Below are 23,243 nucleotides of genomic sequence, written 5' to 3'. Positions count from 1 at the left end.
ACGCCCCGGTGCGGCGGGGCGTCAGACGGTGACGGTCGCCGGCTTGTGGATCTTGCGGGATTCCAGGACGTGGTCGACAATGCCGTAGTCCTTCGCGGCGGCGGCCGTGAGGATCTTGTCGCGTTCGATGTCGCGGTTGACCTCCTGGGCCGTCTTGCCGGAGTGCAGCGCCAGGGTCTCCTCGAGCCACTCGCGCATGCGCATGATCTCGTTGGCCTGGATCTCGATGTCCGAGGCCTGCCCGCCGCCCTGGCCGGACATCGCGGGCTGGTGGATCAGCACGCGGGCGTTGGGCAGGGCCAGGCGCTTGCCGGGGGTGCCGCCGGCCAGCAGCACGGCGGCCGCGGACGCGGCCTGGCCGAGGCAGACGGTCTGGATCTCGGGGCGGATGAACTGCATGGTGTCGTAGATCGCGGTCATCGCGGTGAACGACCCGCCCGGGGAGTTGATGTACATGGTGATGTCCCGGTCGGCGTCCTGCGCCTCGAGCACGAGCAGCTGCGCCATGACGTCGTCGGCCGAGGCGTCGTCGACCTGGACGCCCAGGAAGATGATGCGGTCCTCGAACAGCTTGGTGTAGGGGTTCTGCCGGCGGTAGCCGTAGGGCGTGCGCTCCTCGAAGTCCGGGAGCACGTAGCGGCTGGACGGCAGGGCGGCCGCGGAACCGGCCGTGGACGAAGGTCCGTACGTGTAGGTCATCGTTGAATTCCTCGAAAGTCTCTGGGCTGCCGGGTCGTGGGAGGTGCGGACCGCCGAGGTCCTAGTCCTGGTCCTTCATGGTGCCGCCGCCGCCGGTCATGGACCCGGCGCTGCTGGCGATGTGGTCGAAGAAGCCGTACTCCAGGCCGCGCTGGGCGTCGAACCAGTTGTCGCGGTCGTTGTCCCGCAGGATGGTCTCCAGCGTCTGGCCGGTCTGCTCGGCGGTGAGCTCGGCCAGGCGGCGCTTCATCGACAGGATCAGCTCGGCCTGGACCTTGATGTCCGAGGCGGTGCCGCCCATGCCGCCGGAGGGCTGGTGCATGAGGATCCGGGCGTTGGGCGTCGCGTAGCGCTTGCCCTTGGCCCCCGAGGACAGCAGGAACTGGCCCATGGACGCGGCCAGGCCCGTGGCGACGGTGACGACGTCGTTGGGGATGAGCTGCATCGTGTCGTAGATGGCCATGCCCGCCGTGACGGACCCGCCCGGGGAGTTGATGTACAGGAAGATGTCCGCCTCGGGGTCCTCGGCCGACAGCAGCAGCATCTGGGAGCAGATGAGGTTCGCGTTGTCGTCGCGCACCTCGGAGCCGAGCCAGATGATGCGCTCCTTGAGCAGGCGGTTGTAGACGAAGTCGTCCTGGGCCGTCATCGTGGCGCCGCCCTGCAGGCGGGGACGGGTGGTGGTGGCCGAGCCGAACGTCGGCTCGTGAGCGGAGGTCATGGAACGGTACCTCTTTCGTCCGTGGGGTCCGGTGGTGGTCCGGTGATCTCTCTGAGAAGACTAGTGCCCGGCCCCGGCCCGGTTCGGTCCGGGACCCGGTTGTTCGCTGATGGCGCATGGTCGCCGTCGCGGGCGCCCGGGCGGGCCCGCGACGGCGAAGGCGCCGCCGTTCCGGCAGGAACGACGGCGCCTTCGGCGGCCCCGTCCAGGGCCGCGGGGAACCGGGATCAGGAGGCCGGGCCGGCCGGCTTCGCGGACTCGGCGGTCTCCTCGGTCTCGTCGGTGCCCGGGGTCGGGGCCGCGGTGGTCTCCTCCGGGGCGGGCTGCTCCTCGGCGTCGGCCGGCTCGGCGCCCTGGGCGGCGTCCTGCTCCTCGCCCTGCGGGCGGACGAACTCGGAGAGGTCCACCGGGTTGCCCTCGGTGTCGGTCACCTGCGCGTACTCGAGGACCTTGGCCAGGGCCTTGCGGCGGCGCACCTCGCCCACCATGAGACCGGCCTGGCCCGAGGAGTCCAGCAGCTGCGCGAACTGGTTCGGGTCCATGCCGTACTGCTGGGACATGTTGATGATGTAGTCGATGAGCTCGGACTGCTCCACGCCGATCTCCTCGGCGTCGGCCACGGCGTCGAGGACCATCTCGTTGCGGAACGCGGACTCGGCGTTCTTGCGGACCTCGTCGCGGTGCTCCGCGGTGTCGTGGTCGGCCTCGGCCTGCGGGTTGTCGAAGTGCTGGGCGATCTGCTCGTCGATCACGGCCTGGGGCACGGGGACCTCGACCAGCTCGAGGAGCTTCTCGAGGACCTTGTCGCGCGCCTCGATGCCCTGCTCCACCACGGTGGACTCGGAGGCCTGCTTCTTCAGGTCCTCCTTGAGCTCCTCGATGGTGTCGAACTCGGAGGCCAGCTGGGCGAACTCGTCGTCGGCCTCGGGCAGCTCGCGCTCCTTGACCGCGGTGACCTGGACCTTGACGGTCGCGTCCTCGCCGCTGTGCTCGCCGCCGGCGAGCTTCGTCTCGAAGGTGGCGTCCTCGCCCGCGGACAGCCCGGTGATGGCCTCGTCCATGCCCTCGAGCATCGTGCCGGCGCCGACCTGGTAGGACAGGTCGTTGGCGGCGTCGACCTCCTCGCCGTCGATCAGGGCCTGGAGGTCCAGGGTGACGAAGTCGCCCTCGGCGGCCGGGCGGTCCACGGCCTTGAGGGTGCCGAAGCGCCCGCGCAGCTCGTCGAGGGCCTTCTGCTCGTCCTCGGCGGAGGCCTCGCGGGCCTCGACCTCGACCTGCAGGCCCTTGTAGTCGGGCAGCTCGATCTCGGGGCGCACGGCCACGTCGATCTCGACCTTGGTGTCGGCCTCGCGGTTCGTCTCGTCCGGCTTGGCGACGACCTCGACCTGGGGCTGGGTCAGCGGGGTGATCTCGTTCTCCGCCAGGGCCTGCTGGAAGAAGGTGTTCAGGCCCTCGTTGAGCGCGTTCTCGACGACGAAGTCGAAGCCCACGCGCTGCTCGATGAGGCGGGCGGGGATCTTGCCGCGGCGGAAGCCGGGGACCTGGATCTGGTTCGCGAGAGACTTGTAGGTCTGGTCGATGAACGGCTTGAGTTCCGCGAACGGGACGTCCACCACGATCTTGACCTGGGTGGGGTTGAGTTTCTCGACGGCGCTCTTCACTTCCGCTGTACTCCTGAGTGGTAGGTCGGTTGGGTGTTCTCGGGACCGCACGACGGTCCGGACAGTCAGAAAGCAGCTGCCCAGCGGGGCCGGGCAGCCGCTCCAACGTCGGGGCGACAGGACTCGAACCTGCGATCTCCTGCTCCCAAAGCAGGCGCGCTAGCCACTACGCTACGCCCCGGTTCCTGCAGCCTCGGCTGCAACGACTGCGGTCCGGTGCACCGGCACGGGCACGGACCACCGGCGAGTCTACCGGTAGCCCGGACCGGCCCGCACCTCGGCCCGCCGGGCGCCGCGCGCCGCGCCGTCGCCGGGAGCGCCGGCGAGTGCCACGGGGCCCGAGGATTTGACACCGCGCACGCCGCACCGGTTAATGGGAATGGCCTGACGGGGATGTAGCTCAATGGTAGAGCCTCAGTCTTCCAAACTGATTACGCGGGTTCGATTCCCGTCATCCCCTCCCTCGCCCGAACGCCCCGGTCCGCACGGACCGGGGCGTTCGGCGTTTCCGGACCCGGCCCCCGGTCGCCGAGCCCCCGGCCTCGCCGCCGAGCCCCCAGCCGTGCGTCGTCTCCCCACGATCGTTCGTGGGGAGACGACGCTTCCGTGGGGACTCGCGGGGCCCGAAGCCGGTGGCGCAGCCCGCGGGACCGCAGCAGCCGGACACGGCCGCGCTCCACCCCGGGGACCGGGCCCCGGTCATCCCTGGCAGACCGGGCACCAGTAGAGGGTGCGCGCCTCCAGCTCCCCCGCCGCCACGGGGCTGCCGCAGCGCCGGCACGGCAGGCCCGTGCGCTTGTACACGTAGTGGGCGTGCGCGGGCCACGCCTGCTCCTCCGCGACGCCGGGACGCTCGGCGGGATCGGTGGTCACGATCCGGCCGAGCCGGACGCCGGTGCGCATGAGGGCGGCGTTCTCCGCCCACAGCTCCCGCAGCGTGCCCTCGTCCAGGGCGCGCCCGGGGGTCAGCGGGTCGAGGCCGCGGCGGAACAGGGACTCCGCCCGGAAGATGTTGCCCACGCCGGCGACGACGCCCTGGTCCATGAGCAGCGCCCCGACCGGCCGCCGGCTGCGGCGGACCGCGGCCACGAAGGGGGCCGGATCGGCGGCGGGGTCCAGCGGGTCCGGGCCCAGCTTCGCGCGGGCGGCCTCCGCCTCGGCGCGGGTCTCGAGCACGCACAGGGCCGGGCCCCGCAGGTCCGCCCAGCCCTCGTCGGCCACCAGCCGCACGCGCACCGCCCCGACCGGGGGAGGCACCACGAGGGGGCCCGCGGCGGGGGCGCCGTCGTCGTGGGCCTCGCGCTCCCCGATCCGGCGCGGGGCGCCGATCGAGGACGCGCCGCGGAAGCGGTCGGTGCCCCCGAAGCTCCACGCGCCGTAGAGCCCGAGGTGGGAGCGCAGCACCCGGTCCCCCGCGAAGTCGAGGAACAGCTGCTTGCCGTGCGCGCGGGCGCCCTCCAGCACCGCGCCGTCGAGGGCCGCGGCCCCGGCGGCGAACCGGCCCTGGGGGGAGCTCACCGCCAGGCGCCGGCCCGCGAAGCAGTCGGCGAACTGCCGGGCGAGGCGGTGGACGGAGTGCCCCTCGGGCACTCAGGCCTCCCGGGCGGCCGGGAACTCGCGGGGCCGCAGCCCCTCCAGGCGGCCGGCCACCGTGCCCGTGGACTCGTACTCCGCGACCTGCCCGATCCGGCGCACGTGGCGCTCGTCGCCGGAGAACGGCTCGGCCAGGAAGGCCTGCACGATCTCGAGGGCCTCCTCCTTCGGGTGCTGGCGCCCGCCCACGGCCACGACCTGGGCGTCGTTGTGCTGGCGCGCGAGCCGGGCGGTGTCGAGGTTCCAGGCCAGCGCGGCGCGGATCCCGGTGACCTTGTTGGCGGCGATCTGCTCGCCGTTGCCGGACCCGCCCAGCACGATCCCGAGAGAGTCCAGCCCCCGCTGCCGGTCCTCGCGCACGCCCAGCGCGGCGGCGATGCAGAAGGCGGGGTAGTCGTCGAGGGCGTCGTAGTGGTCGGGGCCGTGGTCGACGAGGTCGTACCCGGCGGCGGTGAGCTGCTCGACCAGGTACTGGGAGAGCTCGAGGCCGGCGTGGTCGGTGGCGATGTGGACGCGCATGGGCGGGTGCTCCTGGGATCACGGGATCGGGACGGGCCCGGCACGCCGGGCGCCTTCCAGGGTAGTGGGTCCGGGAAAGCCGGGACGGCGGGTATCGCGATCTCCCGGCCCGGGCGGGCCCCGGCTGACATAATGGGGGGACCTCCCGCGGCCGCCGGGCCGCGGGCGTCCCCCTGACCCCGACGAGAGGACGGCACGCCGTGCCCGGAACCAACCTGACCCGCGAGGAGGCCGCCGCGCGGGCCGAGACCGTGACGGTGGACGCCTACGAGGTGGTCCTCGACCTGACCCGCGGCGAGCGGACCTTCCGGTCGACGACGACGGTGCGGTTCCGGGCGGCCCCCGGCGCGTCCACCTTCATCGACGCGATCACCGACGCCGTGCACGCCGTGGTGCTCAACGGCCGGGAGCTGGACCCGGCGGAGGTCTCCGACGGGGTGCGGATCCAGCTGCCGGGCCTGGCCGCGGAGAACGTGCTGACGGTCGACGCGGAGTGCCTCTACATGAACACCGGCGAGGGCCTGCACCGGTTCGTGGACCCCGTGGACGGGGAGGTCTACCTCTACTCCCAGTTCGAGGTCGCCGACACCCGCCGGATGTTCGCCGTGTTCGAGCAGCCGGACCTCAAGGCGCGCTTCGCGTTCACCGTGACCGCCCCGGAGCACTGGACCGTGGTCTCCACCCAGCCCACGCCCGAGCCCGCCCCGGCCGGCGCGGGCACCGCCACGTGGTCCTTCTCCCCCACGCCCGTGGTGCCCTGCTACGTCACCTCCCTGATCGCCGGGCCGTACGCGTCCGTGCACGACGAGCTCACGAGCGCCGACGGGCGCACCGTCCCCCTGGGCCTCTACGCCCGGCGCTCGCTGATGGAGCACGTCGAGGCGGAGGAGATGTTCGGGATCACCAAGCAGGGCTTCGAGTTCTTCGAGGCCCAGTTCGGCGTGCCCTACCCCTTCGAGAAGTACGACCAGCTGTTCGTCCCGCAGTTCAACGCCGGGGCCATGGAGAACGCCGGGGCCGTGACGTTCGTGGAGCTCTACGTCTTCCGCTCCAAGCCCACCCGGGCGCGCGTGGAGCGGCGGGCCATCACGGTCCTGCACGAGCTCGCGCACATGTGGTTCGGGGACTTCGTGACCATGCGCTGGTGGAACGACCTGTGGCTCAACGAGTCCTTCGCGGAGTTCATGTCCACCCTCGCCGCCGCCGAGAACACCCGCTACACCAACGCGTGGACCACGTTCGCGGCCGGGGAGAAGTCGTGGGGCTACGAGCAGGACCAGCTGCCCACCACGCACCCCATCACGGCGGAGATCCGCGACCTCGAGGACGTCCTCGTCAACTTCGACGGGATCACCTACGCCAAGGGCGCCTCGGTGCTCAAGCAGCTCGTGGCGTGGGTGGGCCAGGAGCAGTTCATGGCCGGGCTCCACCGCTACTTCACCGCCCACGCCTGGGCGAACACCGAGCTGCGGGACCTGCTGGTCGAGCTCGAGGCGGCCAGCGGCCGGGACCTCGAGGACTGGTCCGCGAAGTGGCTGGAGACCGCCGGCGTCAACACGCTCTCCCCGGTCGTGGAGACCGACCCGGACGGCGTGATCACGGCCTTCCGGATCGAGCAGACCGCCCCCGCGGAGCACCCCACGCTGCGGCCTCACCGCCTGGCCGTCGGCTTCTACGACCACGACGGGACGCACGGCAAGCTCGTGCGCACCCACCGGGTGGAGCTCGACGTGGACGGGGCCGTCACCGAGGTGACCGAGCTCGTCGGCCGGGAGCTGCCCGACCTGGTGCTGCTCAACGACGACGACCTCGCCTACGCCAAGATCCGGCTCGACGAGTGCTCCCTCGACACCGCCCTCACCCACTTGAAGAACTTCGAGGACACGCTGCCCCGCGCCCTCGTGCAGGCCTCCGTGTGGGACGGGGTCTACGACGGCGAGACCCCGGCCCGCCGCTACGTGGAGCTGGTGCTCGGCAACATCGCCCACGAGACGGACTCGACCGCGGTGCACGTCCAGCTCACCCAGCTGGACACGGTGCTCGAGGGCTACGTCGCCGAGCCCCTCCGCGAGGCCACCGAGCACGCCGCCGCCGACCGCCTGTGGGAGCTCACCGAGCAGGCCGAGGCCGGCTCCGACCACCAGCTGCAGTTCCTCAAGGCCTTCGCCCGCCACGCCCGCACCGGAGCGCAGCTGGACGTCCTCGAGCAGCTGCTCGCCGGGGAGCGCGCGCTGCCGGGCCTCGCCCTGGACACCGACCTGCGCTGGGCCGTGCTCACCGCCCTGTGCGCCGGCGGCCGGCGCGACGACGCCGCCGTCGACGCGGCGCTCGCCGAGGACAACACCGAGAACGGCGCGATCGCCGCCGCCCGGGCCCGGGCGGCCCAGCCCACCGCGGAGGCCAAGGCCCGGGCGTGGCAGCAGATCATGGTCGAGGGCACCCTGCCCAACTCCATCCAGGAGGCGGCGATCGACGGGTTCCGCACGGCCGCTGACCCTGCGCTGCTGGAGCCCTGGGCCGAGCAGTACTTCGAGGCGGTCCCCCGGCTGTGGCGCACCCGCACCCACGAGCTCGCCCAGCAGATCGCCACCGGCATGTTCCCGAACCTGCCGACCCAGCGGACCCTCGACGCCGCCGACGCCTTCCTCGCGGGGCTGCCCGAGGACCTGCACGGGCTGCGCCGGCTCGTGCTCGAGCGCCGGGACGCGATCTTCCGCGCCGTGCGCGCCCAGGCCGTGGACGCCCGGTTCGAGGAGGTGCGGGCGTGAGCGGCCCGCAGCAGGGCCCGGGCACGCCCGAGCAGCCGGTCCCGCCCGCGGGCGGGATAGGCATCCCCAGCACCGACCCCGCCGCCGCGGCCCCGCCCGGCGCCCGATCCTTCGCCGTGGGCGCGCCGCTGTCCCAGCTGCGCCGCCCGGTGCCGCAGGTCGGCGACGCCCGGGAGCAGGCCGAAGCGGGCACGGTGGCGTCGTTCTACGACCAGGTGGGCGGGCACGAGACCTTCGTGAGGCTCGTCCACGAGTTCTACGCCCGCGTGGCCCAGGACGAGCGGTTCCGCGCCCTGTACCCCGAGGACGACCTGGGCCCGGCCGAGGAGCGGCTGCGGATGTTCCTCGAGCAGTACTGGGGCGGGCCGACCACGTACTCCGAGCAGCGCGGGCACCCGCGGCTGCGGATGCGGCACCTGCCGTTCCCGGTGGACGTGTGGGCGCGCGAGACGTGGCTGGCGCACATGCGCGCGGCACTCGACACCCTCGAGCTCTCGCCGCTGCACGACGGGATCATCTGGGACTACTTCGACCGCGCCGCCCACGCGATGATCAACCGGCCGGGCTGAGCTCCCGGCGCCGGGCACGACCCGGTCCGGGACCCGCTCAGCGCTTGACGAGCACGTGCCCGCCGGGGGCGCTCAGGCGCAGCCAGCGGCCGTTCTCGGCGACCACCACGTCCGCCCCGGGGCGCAGGAAGCCGAGCGACCAGGCGGCGAACGCGGCGCCGTCGGGCACCGGCCCGCCCGTCAGGCGGTCCGCGAGCGGCTGCGACCACCCGGAGGAGCGGCCCCAGACCTGCGAGCGCACGGCGTCCACGACGGCGCCGCCCGCGTCCACGGGCACGGTCCGGGCGACCTCCTCGATCCCGCCCCGGGCGGCCTCGCGCACGGCGTCCCCGGTGACGGAGCCCACCGGCGTCCACCCGCTCAGCGGCGGGGCGATCCCCGCCCACGAGACGGTCGCGTCCATGGGCGGCAGCCGCACCACGGTGTCGTCGTCGTCCTGGCGGGGCATCCGGTCGAGGACGGCGCCCAGGGAGACGGTGACGTCGAGGCCCAGCTCCTCGGCCAGGGCGGCGGTGCGCAGCCCGAGGACCGTGGGGGTGGTGTCGAGCAGGCCGTGGCGCTCGAGCACGCACACGTACGTGCCGAGGGCGCGCCCGCGGGCCTGGAAGCGCACGGCGGCCTGGGGGTCCACGCCGCGGGCGCGGGTCAGGAACGTGCGCAGGTCGGCGACGTCGCGGGGGTCGGTCAGCGGCAGGGACCGGGCCACGGGGCTCACGCCCCGGCCGGGGCGGGCCGGCGGGCGAAGCGGACGGGGGCGTCCGCCCACCGCCCGAGCACGATCCGCTGGTCCTCGGCCAGGCGCACCGGCCGGCCGGTCGCACGGTCGATCTGCACGACGACGGTCTGCGCCACGGCGTAGACCCGCGAGCCGTCCTCCTCCTGCACGGCGTAGTCGAGCACGAAGCTGGACCCGCCCACGGAGGAGACCCAGACCCGCACGAACACCGGCTCGGGCCGGTAGAGCAGCTGCTCGGTGTACTCGGCCTCCTGGCGGCCGATCACCGTCTGCCGGTCCTCTCCCACGAGCGTGCGGAACGTGGTGTCCGCCGGCAGCCCCGCCACGGCGTCCTCGGGCAGCGGGCGGCCCATGAGCCGCACGCGCGCGTCCTCGAGGTACTGGAGCATGGTGACGTTGTTGACGTGGCCGTAGCTGTCGATGTCGCCGAAGCGCATCTGGATGGGGATCAGCAGCGAAGACATGGGTCCATCCCATCACACCGCGCCGCCCCCGGCGCACGGCCGGGCCGTCGGCGGCGCCGGCCCGGGGCTTGGCTAGAGTGAAGGCCATGACCTACAGCCCGACCCCGGACCCCACGCAGGCGCTGCTCGACATGCTGGACCTCGCCGACAGCGGCGGCGCCCGCACCCACGAGGACATCTTCGTGGGCCGCTCGCTCACCGCCCCGCGCAACCGGGTCTACGGCGGGCAGGTGCTCGCCCAGGCCTGCACCGCGGCCATGCGCACCGTGGACCCCGAGCGGGTGATCCACTCCCTGCACGCCTACTTCCTGCGGGCCGGGGACGTCGCGGAGCCCATCACGTTCGGCGTGGAGCGGATCCGCGACGGCCGCTCCTTCTCCGCCCGGCGGGTGCACGCCTACCAGGGCGGCGCGGCCATCCTCTCCGCGATCGCGTCCTTCCAGCTGCCCGCGCAGGGCCTGGAGCACCAGGACGAGGCGCCCCGGGGGATGCCGGAGCCCGAGTCGCTGCCGAGCGCCGTGGAGCTGCTCGGCCACATCGACCTGCCCGAGGCCCAGGCCGTGGCCTACGAGCGGCCCTTCGACATGCGCTACATCACCGAGCCGATCTACTACCGGCCCGACGACAGCGGCCACCCCTACAACGCCGTGTGGATCAAGACCCTCAAGCCCCTGCCGGACGACCCGGCCATCCACCGGGCCGCCCTGGCCTACGCGAGCGACTACACGCTCCTGGAGCCGATCCTGCGGCTGCACGGGAAGACGTGGCTGGAGCCGGGCATGAACATCGCCTCCCTGGACCACGCCATGTGGTGGCACCGGGAGGCCCGCGCCGACGAGTGGATCCTCTACGTGCAGTCCTCCCCCAACGCCTCCTCGGCGCGCGGGCTGGGCGTGGGCCGGATGTTCCGCCGCGACGGCACGCTCATCGCCACCACGGCCCAGGAGGGCATGATGCGCTTCCCGGAGTTCTCCTAGGGTTCCGCGCCGCGCCGGCGGCCCCGCGCAGGGGCCGGCCCGGTGCGGGCGTGCGGAGGGGGCCGGGTCCCGTGGAACCGGCCCCCTCCGGCGTGTGCGGGACCCGCGGCCGACCCGCCGGTGGCGGGTCGGCCGTGGATCAGTCGCGGGTCAGGCGGCGGTGGGTGACCCGGTGCGGGCGCGCGGCGTCCGCACCGAGGCGCTCGACCTTGTTCGCCTCGTAGGACTCGAAGTTGCCCTCGAACCAGTACCAGTTGTCGGGCTCCTCCTCGGTGCCCTCCCACGCGAGGATGTGGGTGGCGACCCGGTCGAGGAACCACCGGTCGTGGGAGACGACCACGGCGCAGCCCGGGAACTCCAGCAGGGCGTTCTCGAGCGAGCCGAGGGTCTCGACGTCGAGGTCGTTGGTCGGCTCGTCGAGCAGCAGCAGGTTGCCGCCCTGCTTGAGGGTCAGCGCCAGGTTCAGCCGGTTGCGCTCACCGCCCGAGAGGACCCCCGCCTTCTTCTGCTGGTCCGGGCCCTTGAACCCGAACGCGGAGACGTAGGCGCGGGACGGCATCTCGACGTTGCCCACGTTGATGTAGTCGAGCCCGTCCGAGACGACCTCCCACAGCGACTTGTTGGGGTCGAGGTTCTCGCGGTTCTGGTCGACGTAGGAGATCTTCACGGAGTCGCCGACCCTCAGCTCGCCGCCGTCGAGGGACTCGAGGCCCACGATGGTCTTGAACAGGGTCGACTTGCCGACGCCGTTGGGGCCGATGACGCCCACGATGCCGTTGCGCGGCAGGGAGAAGGACAGGTCCTTGATCAGGGAGCGGTCCCCGAAGCCCTTGCGCAGATTCTTCGCCTCGATCACCAGGCTGCCCAGGCGGGGCCCCGGCGGGATCTGGATCTCCTCGAAGTCGAGCTTGCGGGTCTTCTCCGCCTCGGCCGCCATCTCCTCGTAGCGGGCCAGGCGGGCCTTCGACTTGGCCTGGCGCCCCTTGGCGTTGGAGCGCACCCACTCGAGCTCGTCGGCCAGGCGCTTGGCCTGCTTGGCGTCCTTCTTGCCCTGGATCGCCAGGCGCTCCTTCTTGGTCTCCAGGTAGGTGGAGTAGTTGCCCTCGTAGGGGTAGAGCCGGCCGCGGTCGACCTCGCAGATCCACTCGGCCACGTGGTCGAGGAAGTACCGGTCGTGGGTCACGGCCAGGACAGCGCCGGGGTACTCCTTGAGGTGCTGCTCGAGCCACAGCACGGACTCGGCGTCCAGGTGGTTGGTGGGCTCGTCGAGCAGCAGCAGGTCCGGCTTCTGCAGCAGCAGCTTGCACAGGGCCACGCGGCGGCGCTCGCCGCCGGAGAGGACCTTGACATCGGCGTCCGGCGGCGGGCAGCGCAGGGCGTCCATCGCCTGCTCAAGCTGGGAGTCGAGGTCCCACGCGTTGGCGGCGTCGATGTCCTCCTGCAGCCGGCCCATCTCCTCCATGAGGGTGTCGAAGTCCGCGTCCGGCTGGGCCATCTCCTCGGAGATCTCGTTGAAGCGGTCGAGCTTGGCCTTGATCTCGCCGACGCCCTCCTCGACGTTGCCGAGGACGGTCTTGTCCTCGTTCAGCGGCGGCTCCTGCTGGAGGATGCCGACGCTGTAGCCGGGGCTGAGCCGCGCCTCGCCGTTGGAGGGCTGGTCGAGGCCGGCCATGATCTTGAGGATGGTGGACTTGCCGGCGCCGTTGGGTCCCACCACGCCGATCTTGGCGCCGGGGAAGAACGACATGGTGACGTTGTCGAGAATGACCTTGTCGCCCACGGTCTTGCGAGCCTTGGACATTGTGTAGATGAATTCCGCCATGTCCTCAAGGCTACCCCGCTCCGTCCCGACCCACCGGCGGGGACGGAGCGGGGCCGCAGGAGCTCCCGGCCGGGCCCCGCCCGCGACGCGTCGGGGCGGTGCCCGGCCGGGGCGGCTCACGCGGTGGCCGGCTGCTTCCGCGAGCGCCGTCCCGGGTCCTCGGCAGTCCCGAGGAGCTCGCCGGTCCGCGGGTCGACGGCGTCGGGGAGGGCCCCGTTCTCCGGGCCCGCGGCCCGGGGGCCTCACCGGCCGGAGGGCCCTCTGCGCCCTCCTCCGCCGGCGCGGAGGAGGGGCTGCCCGTCTGCTCGGCGGTCTGTTCGGCGGGCGGGGCGGAGCTGACGGTGCTCTGGAAGCAGGCGGTGCCGAGGGCGAGGTCGTGGCCGATCGAGACGGCGTCCACGTCCACGGCCGTGTTGCGCCCGTGCTCGCCGTCCCAGAAGCGCACCTTCAGCCGGCCGATCACCACGACGGGCTGGCCCTTCCTGATGCTCGCCAGCGCGTTGAGCCCCAGCGTGCGGAAGGCCTGGACGGTCAGCCAGTTCGTGTGGCCGTCGCGCCAGTTTTGGCTCTGCTGGTCGAACCAGCGCGGGGTGGAGGCGAGGCGGAAGGTGACCACCACGGTGCCGTCGGGCAGGGTGCGGGACTCGGGGTCCGTGGCCACGTAGCCGCGGACGGTGATCTGCTCGGTCATCGGGAACGCCTCTGGACTGCGGCCGGTCGGCCGGGGCTGGCCCCGGTGCGGGATGCCCCCAGCGTCCTCCGGGCCGTGCCGCGTCCGCGCGGCATCCTGCCCGGTTGTGGACGGGCGGACGGGCGGGGCGCGCGCCGGTCCGCCGGTGCAGTGCGGACGGGGGCGGACCGGGCCGCGCGAGCCGGCGCGGGAACGTCGGTCGCGGACGAGGAGCTCCGGTGGTCGACGGCAGGCCGCTCGTCGGTGCAGAGGCCCGTGCGGGCCCTCGCGGGAGGAGAAGTGGTGCCCCAGGAGGGAGTCGAACCCCCGACCAAGAGATTAGAAGGCTCCTGCTCTATCCACTGAGCTACTGAGGCGGGCGGCCGGGGACGGTGCCCCGGCGACGCGGACGAGTCTAGCAACTCGCCCGCGCCGGCTCGTGCAGGCGTCCGGCTCAGATGACGGTCTGCTCCAGCGGCGGCTGGTAGCGGCCGCGGAACAGGCGCCGGGTCGCCGGGTCGATGAACCACAGGTATACCCCGTAGGACAGGGCGACGATCGCGGCGATCAGCCGGCCCGAGCTGAGGTCCAGGTCCAGGTACGGGAAGACGTCGATCTGGTCGGAGACCGCGTAGATCATGAAGAACGCCGTGAGGAAGAACAGGATGTCCACCTGCCAGTCGCTGCGGATCCCGGTGACGGCGAACAGGGGGATCAGCCACACGACGTACCAGGACTGGATCATCGGGGAGAACACCACGATGGCCGTGAAGGCCCAGGTGAGCCGGCGGATGATGCGCTCGTCGCGGCCGCGGAACATCAGCCACAGGATCACGGGCACCGCCAGCACCTGCCCGGCGGTGTGCACCACGTCCATCCACTGCCCCCGGTCGGCGCCGACGGCCGCCGCGAGCGCCGCGGCGAGGATGCCCGCCAGGCCCACGGGCGCGTACCAGATGTAGACGGACCCGGGCGTGGACATCGCGGAGACCCAGCCGAAGCCGAACCCGTTGGCCAGGCCCATGACGCCGAGCAGGGCCAGCGAGTACCCGAGGGTGAGCGCCCAGACGACGAACCGGCGCGACCACGACGCGCCCCGTCCCGCCCAGAGCAGGCCGACGAAGGGCAGGAACACCAGGGTGATGGGCTTGATCGCCACGGACAGCGTCACGAGCGTGGTCCCGGCCAGCCCGCCCCGCCAGTCCCGGCGCACCGCCGCGGCGTAGGTCCCGCCGAGGGCGAGGGCGATCATGATGGCGTCGTTGTGCACGGAGACGAGGAAGTTGGTGAGGAACAGCGGGTTCGCCGCGCTCAGCCACAGCGCCCGGTCCGGGTTGATCCCGTGCAGCCGCGCCAGCCGCGGGACCAGCCAGACGAGCGCGAGCACGGCCATCACGCACAGGGCCCGGAACCACAGCACCGCGGCGTCCGGGTCCTCGCCCGTGACCGCGACGACGAGCTGCTCGAGCCACAGGAACAGCGGTCCGTAGGGCGGCGGCATCTCCGACCACATCTGGTCCGCCCCGAGCTGGAAGAAGTTGTCGATGGACGACACGCCGTGCTCGTACGGGTTGAGCCCGTTGGCCATCACCCGGCCCTGGCCGATGTAGGAGTACACGTCGCGGCTGAACAGGGGCACCGCCACGAGCATGGGCGCCGACCACGCGGCGATCGCGATGCGCACCCACCGTCCCGACCCGGGCCCCCAGCGGCTGAGCTTCTGGCCCAGGCGCAGCCACTCGCGCACGAGGAGCATCCCGCCCACGGCGAGCAGCAGGATGGAGACGATCACGCCGGTGGTGGTGAACCGCATGGCGATGATCAGGGGTTCCTGGCGCAGCGGCGAGACGGAGGCCAGCCAGCCGACGCCGAGCGAGCCGAGGAGCAGCATGAACGAGCCGACGGTGCCCATGAGCACCGTCCGCAGCGGGGAGCCGGAGACGTAGTGCGGTCCGCCGGCGTGCGCGAGCGGCGCCCGGGCGGGCCCGCCGTCGTCCGAGGCGCCGATCTCCGAGGTCGTGTGCACTGCTCTCCCGATGCGCCCGTCCGGTGGCTGCGGGCGCCGCGGCTGGGCGCAGCGCGGACCCCGTGGTCGCCCCGATCCTATCCCCGGCACCGGCGGCGGCACCCGTGCCGATGGGCGGCGTCGGCGCCGCACGGTAGATTGTCCGGGTGGCTAATTCCAACGGACGCGCGAATTCCAACGGACGCATTGTCTGGATCGACTGCGAGATGACGGGGCTGTCCCTCGAGAACGACGCCCTCATCGAGGTCGCGGCGCTCGTGACGGACGACGAGCTCAACGTCCTCGGCGAGGGCGTCGACGTCGTGATCCGCCCGGCCGACGAGGCGCTCGCCCAGATGGGCGACTTCGTGCGCAACATGCACACCGCCTCCAAGCTGCTCGACGAGCTCCCGCAGGGCCTCACCATGGAGCAGGCGCAGGAGCAGGTGCTCGCCTACATCAGGCAGTGGGTCCCCGAGCCGGGCAAGGCCCCGCTGGGAGGCAACTCCGTGGGCACCGACCGCACGTTCCTGGTGCGGGACATGCCCGACGTCGTGGCCCACCTGCACTACCGGGTGATCGACGTCTCCACCATCAAGGAGCTCTCCCGGCGCTGGTATCCGCGGGCGTACTTCCAGGCACCGCCGAAGACCGGCAACCACCGGGCCCTGGGCGACATCCGCGACTCCATCGACGAGCTGCGCTACTACCGCCGCGCCGTCTTCACCCCGGAGCCGGGCCCCGACTCCGACACCGCCCGCGCCATCTCCGCCGAGATCGCCGCCTCCCGCACCGGCGCCTGAGCACGGGGCGCCCCGGCACTGCGGGCTCGGCCGGACCGTCGTCGGGAGCGCCGGTGAGCGGAATGGTCGGGAGCACCGCCGGGATGCGGTACACTCGTATGCGTTGCCCAGCGGAAGCACGGTCTTCCGCGGGGTGCTCATGGTGGGCGTAGCTCAGTTCGGCAGAGCGCCTGGTTGTGGTCCAGGAGGTCGCGGGTTCAACCCCCGTCGCTCACCCGCTGTGAAAGGCCGTCTCGAGGCATCGAGGCGGCCTTTCGTCGTTCCCCGTCCCGTCGCAGGAATCCCGAAGGAAGTCACGTCATGGCCGTCCGTCCCGTGGTGATCACCGGCAACCCCGTCCTCCACCGTCCCGCCGCGAGAGTGGGCGCGTTCGACGACGAGCTGCGCCGCCTCGTCGAGGACATGTACGAGACGATGGACGCCGCCCACGGCGTGGGCCTGGCCGCCCCGCAGATCGGCGTGGGGCTGCGCATCTTCACGTACGCCTTCCAGAACGACGACGACGTGCCGGCCCGCGGCGTGCTCGTCAACCCCGTGCTGACCCTCGGGAAGATCTCGCAGGACGCCCCCGACCCGGACGAGGAGTCGGAGGGCTGCCTGTCCGTGCCCGGCTACAGCTGGCCGCTCAAGCGCGCCGAGTGGGTGCGGGTCACCGGCTTCGACGTGGAGGGCCGCCCCCTGGACTTCGAGGCCACGGGCTGGTTCGCCCGGGTGATGCAGCACGAGTACGACCACCTGGACGGCAAGCTCTACGTGGACCGGCTCAACGACAAGTGGGGCCGGAGGGCCCGCAAGGCCGTGAAGGCCGAGGGCTGGACCGCGGACGGGAACTCCTGGCTGCCCGGCGTCGACGAGGACCCCTTCGGCCACTGAGCACGGCGGGCGCGTCAGTCCTCGGTGCGCACGACCACGAGCTCCCCGGCGGAACGGGCCGTGGGCTCGGTGAGCTCGGCGTGCCAGCGCTCGCGGACGGCCGCCAGCAGGTCCCCGGGCGTCTCGACGCGCTCCCCCGCCGCCGTCCGTTCCACGAGGTGGCGGGCAAGCAGCCCGCGGGTGTGCTTGGCCATGTGGGAGACGACCTTGCGGGTCCCGTCCTGCTCGCGCACCACCTTGACCGCCACCGTCCCCTCCCGCGGCGCCCGCCAGGCCGCGGCGTAGGCCGCCGAGCGGCAGTCCACGACCAGCCGGTCCTCCGACGCCGGCCCCAGGGCCGCCGGCAGGTGCCGGCTCCAGTGGGCGGCGAGCCTGCCGAGCCCGGGCAGCCGCGCGCCCATGGACAGGCGGTAGGCCGGGATCCGGTCCCCGGGGCGCACCGCCCCCCACAGGGCCGAGACGACGACGAGCGACGCCGCGGCGGCCTCCCGCTGGGCCGGCGTCAGACCGGGGTGGTCGAGGGCGTCGTAGAGCACGCCGGTGTAGACCTCCAGGGCCGGTGCCGCCGGCTCGGCGCCGAGGCGGGTGTTGCGCTCGACCTCGGGACGCAGCCGCTCCCCCACTCCGAGCACCGCCAGGGCGTCCTCCCGGGCGCTGGTGGCCGCCAGGTCCGCGAGCACCTTCTCCCGGGCCCCGGCGAGCTCGGGGAAGGCCAGGGCGGCCGGGTCGACGGGGGCCCCGGCGGCGGGGGCGGTCTTGGTCTCGGAGGGCGGCAGGAGGATCAGCACCCGCCCGAGTGTAGTGAACCGGCGCGGGCCCGGCGGCCGGTAGACTGGTCGGCGGACAGGCCGGCCGGGTGACCGCGGGCCGCGCAACCACGTTGCCGCGGCGCGAGGAAAGTCCGGGCTCCGCAGAGCAGGATGATGGGTAACGCCCACTCGGGGGAACCCGCAGGACAGTGCCACAGAAAACAGACCGCCCGCCCCGGTTCGTCCGGGCCGCGGGTCAGGGTGAAAAGGTGGTGTAAGAGACCACCAGCGCACCGGGCGACCGGTGCGGCTCGGTAAACCCCATCCGGAGCAAGGTCAGACAGGGTGCGCTCGAGGGCTGCTCGCCCGAGCACCCGGGTAGACCGCTCGAGCCCGTCGGCAACGGCGGGCCTAGATGGATGGTCACCAGCACGGTCCGGGCGACCGGCCGTGCCACAGAACCCGGCTTACAGGCCGGCCTGTCCCTCGTCCTCCCTCCGGGCCGCTCCGGGGTCCGCCCGCGCGGACCGCCGGACGTCCCGGTGCCGGTGTCAGGACCGGACCAGGATCACTCCGCACTCCGGGCAGGTCAGCACCGCGTCGGCGGCCGCCGCGCGGAACTCCGCCGCGTCGGTGGGGCTCAGGGCCGTGCCGCAGGATCCGCAGGACGTCCCCCGCAGCTGCGCCGCGGCCGGGCGCTCCGTGCCGCGGCCGGTGCGGATCCGCTCGTAGCGGGTGACCAGCGCGGGAGCGCCCACCGCCTGCGCCGCGGCGGCCCGGGCCCCGGCGAGCTCGGCGCGCTCCGCCGTGAGCGCCCGGCCCTCCTCGTCGCGGGCGGCCACGCGCCGGCGGGCGTCGGCGTCGGCCTCCTTCAGCCGCGGGGTGATCCGGGCGCGGTGGGCCACGGCGTCGTCGAGCTCCTGCATGAGCTCCAGCTCGGCCTCCTCCGCCTCCGCCAGCTGGCGGAGGCGCGTGTCGATCTCGTGCTGCAGGCCCATGAGGTCCTTGGCGGAGCCGCCCTGCTCGAGCCGCCGCCGGTCCTTGTCGATGGACGCCTGCACGCGCGCCACCTTGTCCTCGGCGGCCGCCAGCCGCTGCCGGAGGGCCTGCTCCGCGGTCTCGAGCTCCTTGGCCGTGGCGATCGCCCCCGCGCGCAGCTGCAGCGCGCGCGCCGTCTCGGGGTCGTTCTTCAGCTCCGCGATCCGCTCGGCGATCCGGCGCAGCCGGGCGTCGACGCGCTCCAGCTCCAGGAGGGCTCGTTGCTGCTCGGGCGTGGCGGTGCTCATGCGGGTCCTCCTGCGGTGGCGGGGTGGTGCTCGGTGGTGGATGCGCCGTCGGGCGCGGTGGCCGCTGCGGGGCCGTGGCCGCCGCCGGCGGGGTGGTCGATCCGGAAGTCCCACGGGTCGGTGCGCCGGGTCGAGACCGCGACCTCCACGGCGTGCCCCCGGGCGGCGAGCGCCGTGCGCAGGGCCTGCGCGCCGACGGGCAGCCACAGCCACTCGCTCGCGAAGTGGGACAGGTCCACCAGGCAGGGCGTGCCGGCCGCGCCGGGGCCCGTGGCGGCCTCCCGCGCCTCCGAGGCGGGGTGGTGGCGCAGGTCCGCGGTGACGTAGACGTCGGCGCCGCTCGCGCGGACCTCGTCGAAGAGGGAGTCGCCCGCGCCACCGCACACCGCGACGCGCCGCACGGGGGTGTCGGGGTCGCCGGCGACCCGCACCCCGTGGGCGGTGGGCGGGACGGCGGCGGCGAGCCGCCGGGCCAGCTCCCGCAGCGTGGTGGGCCGCGGCAGGTCTCCCACCCGCCCGATCCCCACGGCGGGGTCGGCGGGGTGCGGGGCGAGCGGTGTCGTCGTGGTGAGCCCGGCGGCGCGGGCGACCGCGTCGGAGACGCCGTCGGGGGCGGAGTCGGCGTTGGTGTGGCACGCGAGCAGGGCGCAGCGGTGCTCGATGAGCTCGTGCACGACCGCTCCCTTGAAGCGGTCGGCGGCCACGGAGGTCACCCCGCGCAGCAGCAGCGGGTGGTGCGTGACGAGCAGGTCGGTGCCCGTCGCCACGGCCTCGGCGACGACGTCGGCCGTCGGGTCCACGGCGAACAGGATCCGTCGCACGGGCTGCTCCGGGCGCCCGGTGACGAGCCCGCTCGCGTCCCACGGCTCCTGCAGTCCCAGCGGCCACAGCTGCTCGACGACGTCGAGGACCTCGGTGAGGGCAGGGGCGGCCGGGGACGTGCTGTGCTCGCTCATGGGCCCAGTCTAGGGACCGGGGGCCGTGCGGCCGGCGGAGCGGCACGGGAGGGGGCGCGGGAATGTTGCCGGGCCCGGGGCGTTGTACCGGACATGGTCACCGATCCCGACAACGCCCGCTCCGGCGCCCCCGCCCAGGCCCCTGTTCCCTCCTCCGTGACGTTCGTGCTCGCGGGCGGGTGCTTCTGGTGCCTCGACGCGGTGTACCGGGTCACCCGCGGGGTGAGCTCCGTGGTCTCCGGCTACACCGGCGGCGCGCTGGAGCACCCCTCGTACCGCGCCGTGTGCAGCGGCAGGACCGGCCACGCCGAGGCCGTGGCCGTCACCTTCGACCCGGACGTGGTCCCCGAGGACGTGATCCTCGACCTGTTCTTCACGGGCCACGACCCCACGTCGCTCAACCGGCAGGGCCACGACGTGGGCACCCAGTACCGCTCGGCGATGTTCTGGGCCGACGAGGCGCAGCGGGCCCTGTTCCAGGACGCCATCGCCCGGGCGCAGCCCTCCTGGGACCGGCCGATCGTCACGACCCTGGAGCCGCTGGGCGCGTTCTGGGAGGCCGAGCCCGAGCACCAGGACTTCTACGCGAAGCAGCCGTGGAGCGGCTACTGCCAGGTGGTCATCAACCCGAAGCTCGCCAAGGTCCGGCAACGTTACTCCGCGTGGCTTACTGCATAGTAGAGGTTGCGGCGCGTGGCTAGGCTCAGCTAGGAGCGGGCTGCCCCCCGTGCCCTCCCCCGGGCCCGGCGGCGCCCCGACACCGCCGAAGATCCACCGACGATGTCCTGACATTCGAGAAACAGAGGTATGCACATGGCGAAGATCTACAACGACGTCACCGAGCTCGTGGGCCGCACCCCCCTCGTCCGCCTCAACCGGCTCGACGAGAGCCTGCCCGGCAACGTCGCCGTGAAGCTGGAGTTCTACAACCCGGCCAATTCCGTGAAGGACCGCATCGGCGTGGCGATCATCGACGCCGCCGAGAAGTCCGGCCAGCTCAAGCCGGGCGGCACGATCGTGGAGGGCACCTCCGGCAACACCGGCATCGCCCTGGCCATGGTCGGCGCGGCCCGCGGCTACAAGGTCATCCTCACCATGCCCGAGACCATGTCCACGGAGCGGCGGGTCATGCTGCGGGCCTACGGCGCCCAGATCGTCCTGACCCCCGGTGCCGAGGGCATGCGCGGGGCCGTGGAGAAGGCCCAGGAGATCGTCGACTCCACCGACAACGCGGTCCTCGCCAGCCAGTTCGCCAACGAGGCCAACCCGGCCATCCACTACGCGACCACCGGCCCCGAGATCTGGGAGGACACCGACGGCGAGGTCGACGTGTTCGTCTCCGGTGTGGGCACCGGCGGCACCATCACCGGCGCCGGCCGCTACCTGCGCGAGCAGAAGCCCGACGTCCGCCTGCTCGTCGTCGAGCCCGCCGACTCCCCGCTGCTGACGCAGGGCAAGGCCGGCCCGCACAAGATCCAGGGCCTCGGCGCGAACTTCGTGCCCGCGATCCTCGACCGCGAGATCTACGACGACGTCTACGACGTCACCGTCGAGGACTCCGTGCGCACCGCCCGCGAGCTCGGCACCAAGGAGGGCATCCTCGGCGGGATCTCCTCCGGCGCCATCGTGTGGGCCGCCCTGCAGGAGGCCGCCAAGGAGGAGAACCGGGACAAGCTCATCGTCGCCGTCGTGTGCGACTTCGGTGAGCGCTACATCTCCACCCTGCTCTACGAGGACATCCGCGGCTGAGCCCCCGGGCCCCTCGGCACCGACGGCCCGCCCCGCCCCGGGAATAGCGCCGCCACCCGGCGACGTTGCCCCCGGATGTGGGCGGGCCGTTCCCGTGCGCGCCCTCCCCGCCCCGGCGGGCCCCTCCCCGACCCCGGAAGAACAGAGGAAGACCGTGAGTTTCTGGAGCAGACTCTCCGAGGACCTGCAGACGGCCCGCACGCACGACCCCGCCGCCCGGTCCCGGCTGGAGATCGCCCTGAACTACTCCGGTCTGCACGCCATCTGGATCCACCGGCTCTCCCACCGGCTGTGGCAGCACCCCGACCGGCGCCTGCTCGCCCGCACCGTCTCCCAGCTGGGCCGCTTCGTCACCGGCGTGGAGATCCACCCCGGGGCCACCATCGGGCGGCGCTTCTTCATCGACCACGGGATGGGCGTGGTGATCGGTGAGACGGCCGAGATCGGCGAGGACGTCATGATCTACCACGGGGTCACCCTGGGCGGGCGCTCCCTGGAGAAGGTCAAGCGCCACCCCACGGTCGGGGACCGCGTGGTCATCGGCGCGGGCGCCAAGGTGCTCGGGCCCATCGAGATCGGCGCGGACTCCGCGATCGGGGCCAACGCCGTGGTGGTCAAGGACGTGCCCGAGGACTCGATCGTCACGGGCATCCCCGGCAAGGTCCGCCCCCGCACCCCCGAGAAGCAGCAGCCGCTGGTGGACCCGTCCACCTACATCGACCCGGCGATGTGGATTTGAGCAGCAGGAGCTGAGATGACGTCCCCGGCGGTGCTCGACAGCGGTCACCTGGGCCCCGGGTTGCCGTTCCTGCGGCTCGGCGAGGGCCCTCCCCTGGTGTTCCTGCCCGGGCTCACGGCCGACCACGACGTGCCCCGCGGCCAGGAGCTGCGCATGCAGCTGGACCTCGTCCGGCCGTTCGCCGCCGGGCGCACCGTGTGGTGGATCAACCGGCGGCGCGGGCTGCCCGCGGGGGCCACCATGGCGGACCTGGCCCGCGACTACGCCGACGTGCTGCGGGAGCTGTTCGACGGACCGGTGGACGTGCTCGGCCACTCCACGGGCGGCAGCGTCGCGCTGCAGCTGGCCCTCGACCACCCCGGGCTCGTGCGCCGGCTCGTGCTGCTCTCCAGCGCCTACCGGCTGGGCACGGGCTTCCGCACGCTGCAGCGGGACCTCGCCCGGCTGCTGCGGGAGCACCGGGTCCGCCGCGCCTCCGCGCGGCTCCTGCGGGGCATGGCCGCCGGCCCCGCCACCGGGCTGCCGCTCGGGGCGCTCGGCTGGCTGCTCGGGCGCCGCGTCCTGGGCGGGGGCGGCTCGGACCTGCTGGCCACGCTCGCGGCCGAGGACGCCTTCGACGCCGGCGACAGGCTCCACGGCCTGCAGTGCCCGCTGCTCGTCGTCGGCGGCGGGCGGGACGCCGGCTACGGCACGTGGCTGTTCACCGAGACCGCACGGCGCGCCCCGGACGGCCGGGTCGTGCTGTACCCGCGCCGCGGCCACCTCGGCACCCCGGCGGAGCCGGGCCTGCCCGCCGCCGTCCGGCGGTTCCTCGACGCTCCCGGCTAGCACCCGTTCCCGGCTCCCCGACGACGGCGGCCGGCCGCCTCCGTGCTGGAGGCGGC

General features: G+C 73.2%; 22 protein-coding genes, 4 tRNA genes and 1 other RNA gene. 12 read left to right on the top strand and 15 right to left on the bottom strand.

Features of this window, described 5'->3' with window-relative positions:
- Positions 1-21: 21 nt before the first annotated feature.
- The 4 genes from M3185_RS15210 to M3185_RS15195 all read right to left on the bottom strand — a co-directional run bounded on the left by M3185_RS15210 (position 22) and on the right by M3185_RS15195 (position 3,262).
- A complete protein-coding gene (locus M3185_RS15210) occupies positions 22-699 on the bottom strand; it encodes an ATP-dependent Clp protease proteolytic subunit (RefSeq protein ID WP_251334521.1) in 678 nt (225 codons plus the stop codon).
- A gap of 61 nt (positions 700-760) precedes the next feature.
- Positions 761-1,420 (bottom strand): ATP-dependent Clp protease proteolytic subunit, encoded by a 660-nt coding sequence (locus M3185_RS15205; protein ID WP_285859961.1) that lies wholly within the window; start codon positions 1,418-1,420, stop codon positions 761-763.
- 227 nt (positions 1,421-1,647) lie between these two features.
- Positions 1,648-3,081: a trigger factor gene (tig, locus tag M3185_RS15200; RefSeq protein ID WP_251334520.1), complete on the bottom strand. Its 1,434-nt coding sequence runs from the start codon at positions 3,079-3,081 to the stop codon at positions 1,648-1,650.
- A 108-nt stretch (positions 3,082-3,189) separates the two neighbouring features.
- Positions 3,190-3,262: transfer RNA gene (locus M3185_RS15195), tRNA-Pro, on the bottom strand.
- Positions 3,263-3,470: 208 nt separating this feature from the next.
- Here M3185_RS15195 and M3185_RS15190 point away from each other — a divergent pair.
- A tRNA-Gly gene (locus tag M3185_RS15190) sits at positions 3,471-3,541 on the top strand.
- 239 nt (positions 3,542-3,780) lie between these two features.
- On the opposite strand, the gene M3185_RS15185 is transcribed toward M3185_RS15190, so the two are convergent.
- Both M3185_RS15185 and M3185_RS15180 read right to left on the bottom strand, forming a co-directional pair.
- Entirely contained in the window at positions 3,781-4,671 is an 891-nt protein-coding gene (locus M3185_RS15185) for an Fpg/Nei family DNA glycosylase (protein ID WP_251334519.1), read from the bottom strand.
- Positions 4,672-5,193, bottom strand: coding sequence for a ribose-5-phosphate isomerase (locus M3185_RS15180; protein WP_251334518.1), 522 nt, complete (start codon positions 5,191-5,193; stop codon positions 4,672-4,674). It lies immediately after the preceding gene.
- Between the two features lie 200 nt (positions 5,194-5,393).
- Between M3185_RS15180 and pepN the strand changes: the two genes are divergently transcribed.
- Both pepN and M3185_RS15170 read left to right on the top strand, forming a co-directional pair.
- Positions 5,394-7,961: an aminopeptidase N gene (gene pepN, locus M3185_RS15175; protein ID WP_251334517.1), complete on the top strand. Its 2,568-nt coding sequence runs from the start codon at positions 5,394-5,396 to the stop codon at positions 7,959-7,961.
- A complete protein-coding gene (locus tag M3185_RS15170; protein ID WP_374238528.1) occupies positions 7,958-8,530 on the top strand; it encodes a globin in 573 nt (190 codons plus the stop codon). Before pepN ends, M3185_RS15170 begins: the two co-directional genes overlap by 4 nt.
- Before the next feature lie 37 nt (positions 8,531-8,567).
- On the opposite strand, the gene M3185_RS15165 is transcribed toward M3185_RS15170, so the two are convergent.
- Both M3185_RS15165 and M3185_RS15160 read right to left on the bottom strand, forming a co-directional pair.
- Positions 8,568-9,245 (bottom strand): hypothetical protein, encoded by a 678-nt coding sequence (locus tag M3185_RS15165; protein WP_374238527.1) that lies wholly within the window; start codon positions 9,243-9,245, stop codon positions 8,568-8,570.
- Positions 9,242-9,730, bottom strand: a complete 489-nt coding sequence (locus M3185_RS15160; RefSeq protein ID WP_251334516.1) for an acyl-CoA thioesterase — start codon at positions 9,728-9,730, stop codon at positions 9,242-9,244. The genes M3185_RS15165 and M3185_RS15160 overlap by 4 nt, the downstream gene beginning before the upstream one ends.
- Positions 9,731-9,816: 86 nt before the next feature.
- On the opposite strand from M3185_RS15160, the gene M3185_RS15155 reads away from it, so the two are divergent.
- Positions 9,817-10,707, top strand: a complete 891-nt coding sequence (locus tag M3185_RS15155) for an acyl-CoA thioesterase (protein WP_251334515.1) — start codon at positions 9,817-9,819, stop codon at positions 10,705-10,707.
- 139 nt (positions 10,708-10,846) lie between these two features.
- Here the strand turns inward: M3185_RS15155 and ettA are convergent, their stop codons facing one another.
- The 4 genes from ettA to mptB all read right to left on the bottom strand — a co-directional run bounded on the left by ettA (position 10,847) and on the right by mptB (position 15,225).
- Complete coding sequence (gene ettA, locus M3185_RS15150; protein ID WP_251334514.1) at positions 10,847-12,529, bottom strand: energy-dependent translational throttle protein EttA; 1,683 nt, start codon at positions 12,527-12,529, stop codon at positions 10,847-10,849.
- Between the two features lie 10 nt (positions 12,530-12,539).
- Positions 12,540-13,220: a single-stranded DNA-binding protein gene (gene ssb, locus M3185_RS15145; protein WP_251334513.1), complete on the bottom strand. Its 681-nt coding sequence runs from the start codon at positions 13,218-13,220 to the stop codon at positions 12,540-12,542.
- 280 nt (positions 13,221-13,500) lie between these two features.
- A tRNA-Arg gene (locus tag M3185_RS15140) sits at positions 13,501-13,576 on the bottom strand.
- A gap of 77 nt (positions 13,577-13,653) precedes the next feature.
- The gene (mptB, locus tag M3185_RS15135; RefSeq protein WP_251334512.1) at positions 13,654-15,225 is read right to left on the bottom strand and encodes a polyprenol phosphomannose-dependent alpha 1,6 mannosyltransferase MptB; all 1,572 of its coding nucleotides are present in this window, start codon (positions 15,223-15,225) and stop codon (positions 13,654-13,656) included.
- A 146-nt stretch (positions 15,226-15,371) separates the two neighbouring features.
- On the opposite strand from mptB, the gene orn reads away from it, so the two are divergent.
- The 3 genes from orn to def all read left to right on the top strand — a co-directional run bounded on the left by orn (position 15,372) and on the right by def (position 16,880).
- Positions 15,372-16,007 (top strand): oligoribonuclease, encoded by a 636-nt coding sequence (gene orn, locus M3185_RS15130; RefSeq protein WP_308222218.1) that lies wholly within the window; start codon positions 15,372-15,374, stop codon positions 16,005-16,007.
- Between the two features lie 142 nt (positions 16,008-16,149).
- Positions 16,150-16,223, top strand: a tRNA-His gene (locus M3185_RS15125).
- A gap of 84 nt (positions 16,224-16,307) precedes the next feature.
- On the top strand, positions 16,308-16,880 hold the full coding sequence (def, locus tag M3185_RS15120) for a peptide deformylase (RefSeq protein ID WP_251334510.1): 573 nt from the start codon (positions 16,308-16,310) through the stop codon (positions 16,878-16,880).
- A 14-nt stretch (positions 16,881-16,894) separates the two neighbouring features.
- Here the strand turns inward: def and M3185_RS15115 are convergent, their stop codons facing one another.
- On the bottom strand, positions 16,895-17,668 hold the full coding sequence (locus M3185_RS15115) for a YaaA family protein (protein WP_251334509.1): 774 nt from the start codon (positions 17,666-17,668) through the stop codon (positions 16,895-16,897).
- Positions 17,669-17,724: 56 nt separating this feature from the next.
- Here M3185_RS15115 and rnpB point away from each other — a divergent pair.
- Positions 17,725-18,115: RNase P RNA component class A (rnpB, locus tag M3185_RS15110), an RNA gene on the top strand.
- 65 nt (positions 18,116-18,180) lie between these two features.
- Here rnpB and M3185_RS15105 read toward each other — a convergent pair.
- Positions 18,181-18,915, bottom strand: coding sequence for a zinc ribbon domain-containing protein (locus M3185_RS15105; RefSeq protein WP_251334508.1), 735 nt, complete (start codon positions 18,913-18,915; stop codon positions 18,181-18,183).
- Entirely contained in the window at positions 18,912-19,871 is a 960-nt protein-coding gene (locus tag M3185_RS15100) for a Nif3-like dinuclear metal center hexameric protein (protein WP_251334507.1), read from the bottom strand. Before M3185_RS15100 ends, M3185_RS15105 begins: the two co-directional genes overlap by 4 nt.
- 93 nt (positions 19,872-19,964) lie before the next feature.
- On the opposite strand from M3185_RS15100, the gene msrA reads away from it, so the two are divergent.
- The 4 genes from msrA (at position 19,965) to M3185_RS15080 (ending at position 23,187) form a co-directional block, all read left to right on the top strand.
- On the top strand, positions 19,965-20,549 hold the full coding sequence (msrA, locus tag M3185_RS15095; protein WP_251334506.1) for a peptide-methionine (S)-S-oxide reductase MsrA: 585 nt from the start codon (positions 19,965-19,967) through the stop codon (positions 20,547-20,549).
- Positions 20,550-20,684: 135 nt separating this feature from the next.
- The gene (cysK, locus tag M3185_RS15090) at positions 20,685-21,620 is read left to right on the top strand and encodes a cysteine synthase A (RefSeq protein WP_251334505.1); all 936 of its coding nucleotides are present in this window, start codon (positions 20,685-20,687) and stop codon (positions 21,618-21,620) included.
- A gap of 154 nt (positions 21,621-21,774) precedes the next feature.
- The gene (gene epsC, locus M3185_RS15085) at positions 21,775-22,359 is read left to right on the top strand and encodes a serine O-acetyltransferase EpsC (protein ID WP_251334504.1); all 585 of its coding nucleotides are present in this window, start codon (positions 21,775-21,777) and stop codon (positions 22,357-22,359) included.
- Between the two features lie 15 nt (positions 22,360-22,374).
- Positions 22,375-23,187, top strand: coding sequence for an alpha/beta fold hydrolase (locus M3185_RS15080; RefSeq protein ID WP_251334503.1), 813 nt, complete (start codon positions 22,375-22,377; stop codon positions 23,185-23,187).
- The last annotated feature ends 56 nt before the right edge of the window (positions 23,188-23,243 follow it).

Source organism: Kocuria rosea (assembly GCF_023715525.1).
Classification (GTDB): Bacteria; Actinomycetota; Actinomycetes; order Actinomycetales; family Micrococcaceae; genus Kocuria; species Kocuria rosea_A.
Note: the sequence above shows the minus strand (reverse complement) of the source record. Positions and strands in the feature narration are given on the sequence as shown.

Bases quoted from the DNA above. Each gene is read 5' to 3' on its own strand.
- M3185_RS15080 (WP_251334503.1), top strand. From the start codon at position 22,375: ATGACGTCCCCGGCGGTGCTCGACAGCGGTCACCTGGGCCCCGGGTTG.
- M3185_RS15205 (WP_285859961.1), bottom strand. From the start codon at position 1,420: ATGACCTCCGCTCACGAGCCGACGTTCGGCTCGGCCACCACCACCCGT.
- M3185_RS15180 (WP_251334518.1), bottom strand. From the start codon at position 5,193: ATGCGCGTCCACATCGCCACCGACCACGCCGGCCTCGAGCTCTCCCAG.
- M3185_RS15155 (WP_251334515.1), top strand. From the start codon at position 9,817: ATGACCTACAGCCCGACCCCGGACCCCACGCAGGCGCTGCTCGACATG.
- M3185_RS15210 (WP_251334521.1), bottom strand. From the start codon at position 699: ATGACCTACACGTACGGACCTTCGTCCACGGCCGGTTCCGCGGCCGCC.
- ssb (WP_251334513.1), bottom strand. From the start codon at position 13,220: ATGACCGAGCAGATCACCGTCCGCGGCTACGTGGCCACGGACCCCGAG.
- msrA (WP_251334506.1), top strand. From the start codon at position 19,965: ATGGTCACCGATCCCGACAACGCCCGCTCCGGCGCCCCCGCCCAGGCC.
- M3185_RS15105 (WP_251334508.1), bottom strand. From the start codon at position 18,915: ATGAGCACCGCCACGCCCGAGCAGCAACGAGCCCTCCTGGAGCTGGAG.
- M3185_RS15100 (WP_251334507.1), bottom strand. From the start codon at position 19,871: ATGAGCGAGCACAGCACGTCCCCGGCCGCCCCTGCCCTCACCGAGGTC.
- ettA (WP_251334514.1), bottom strand. From the start codon at position 12,529: ATGGCGGAATTCATCTACACAATGTCCAAGGCTCGCAAGACCGTGGGC.
- cysK (WP_251334505.1), top strand. From the start codon at position 20,685: ATGGCGAAGATCTACAACGACGTCACCGAGCTCGTGGGCCGCACCCCC.
- M3185_RS15160 (WP_251334516.1), bottom strand. From the start codon at position 9,730: ATGTCTTCGCTGCTGATCCCCATCCAGATGCGCTTCGGCGACATCGAC.
- def (WP_251334510.1), top strand. From the start codon at position 16,308: ATGGCCGTCCGTCCCGTGGTGATCACCGGCAACCCCGTCCTCCACCGT.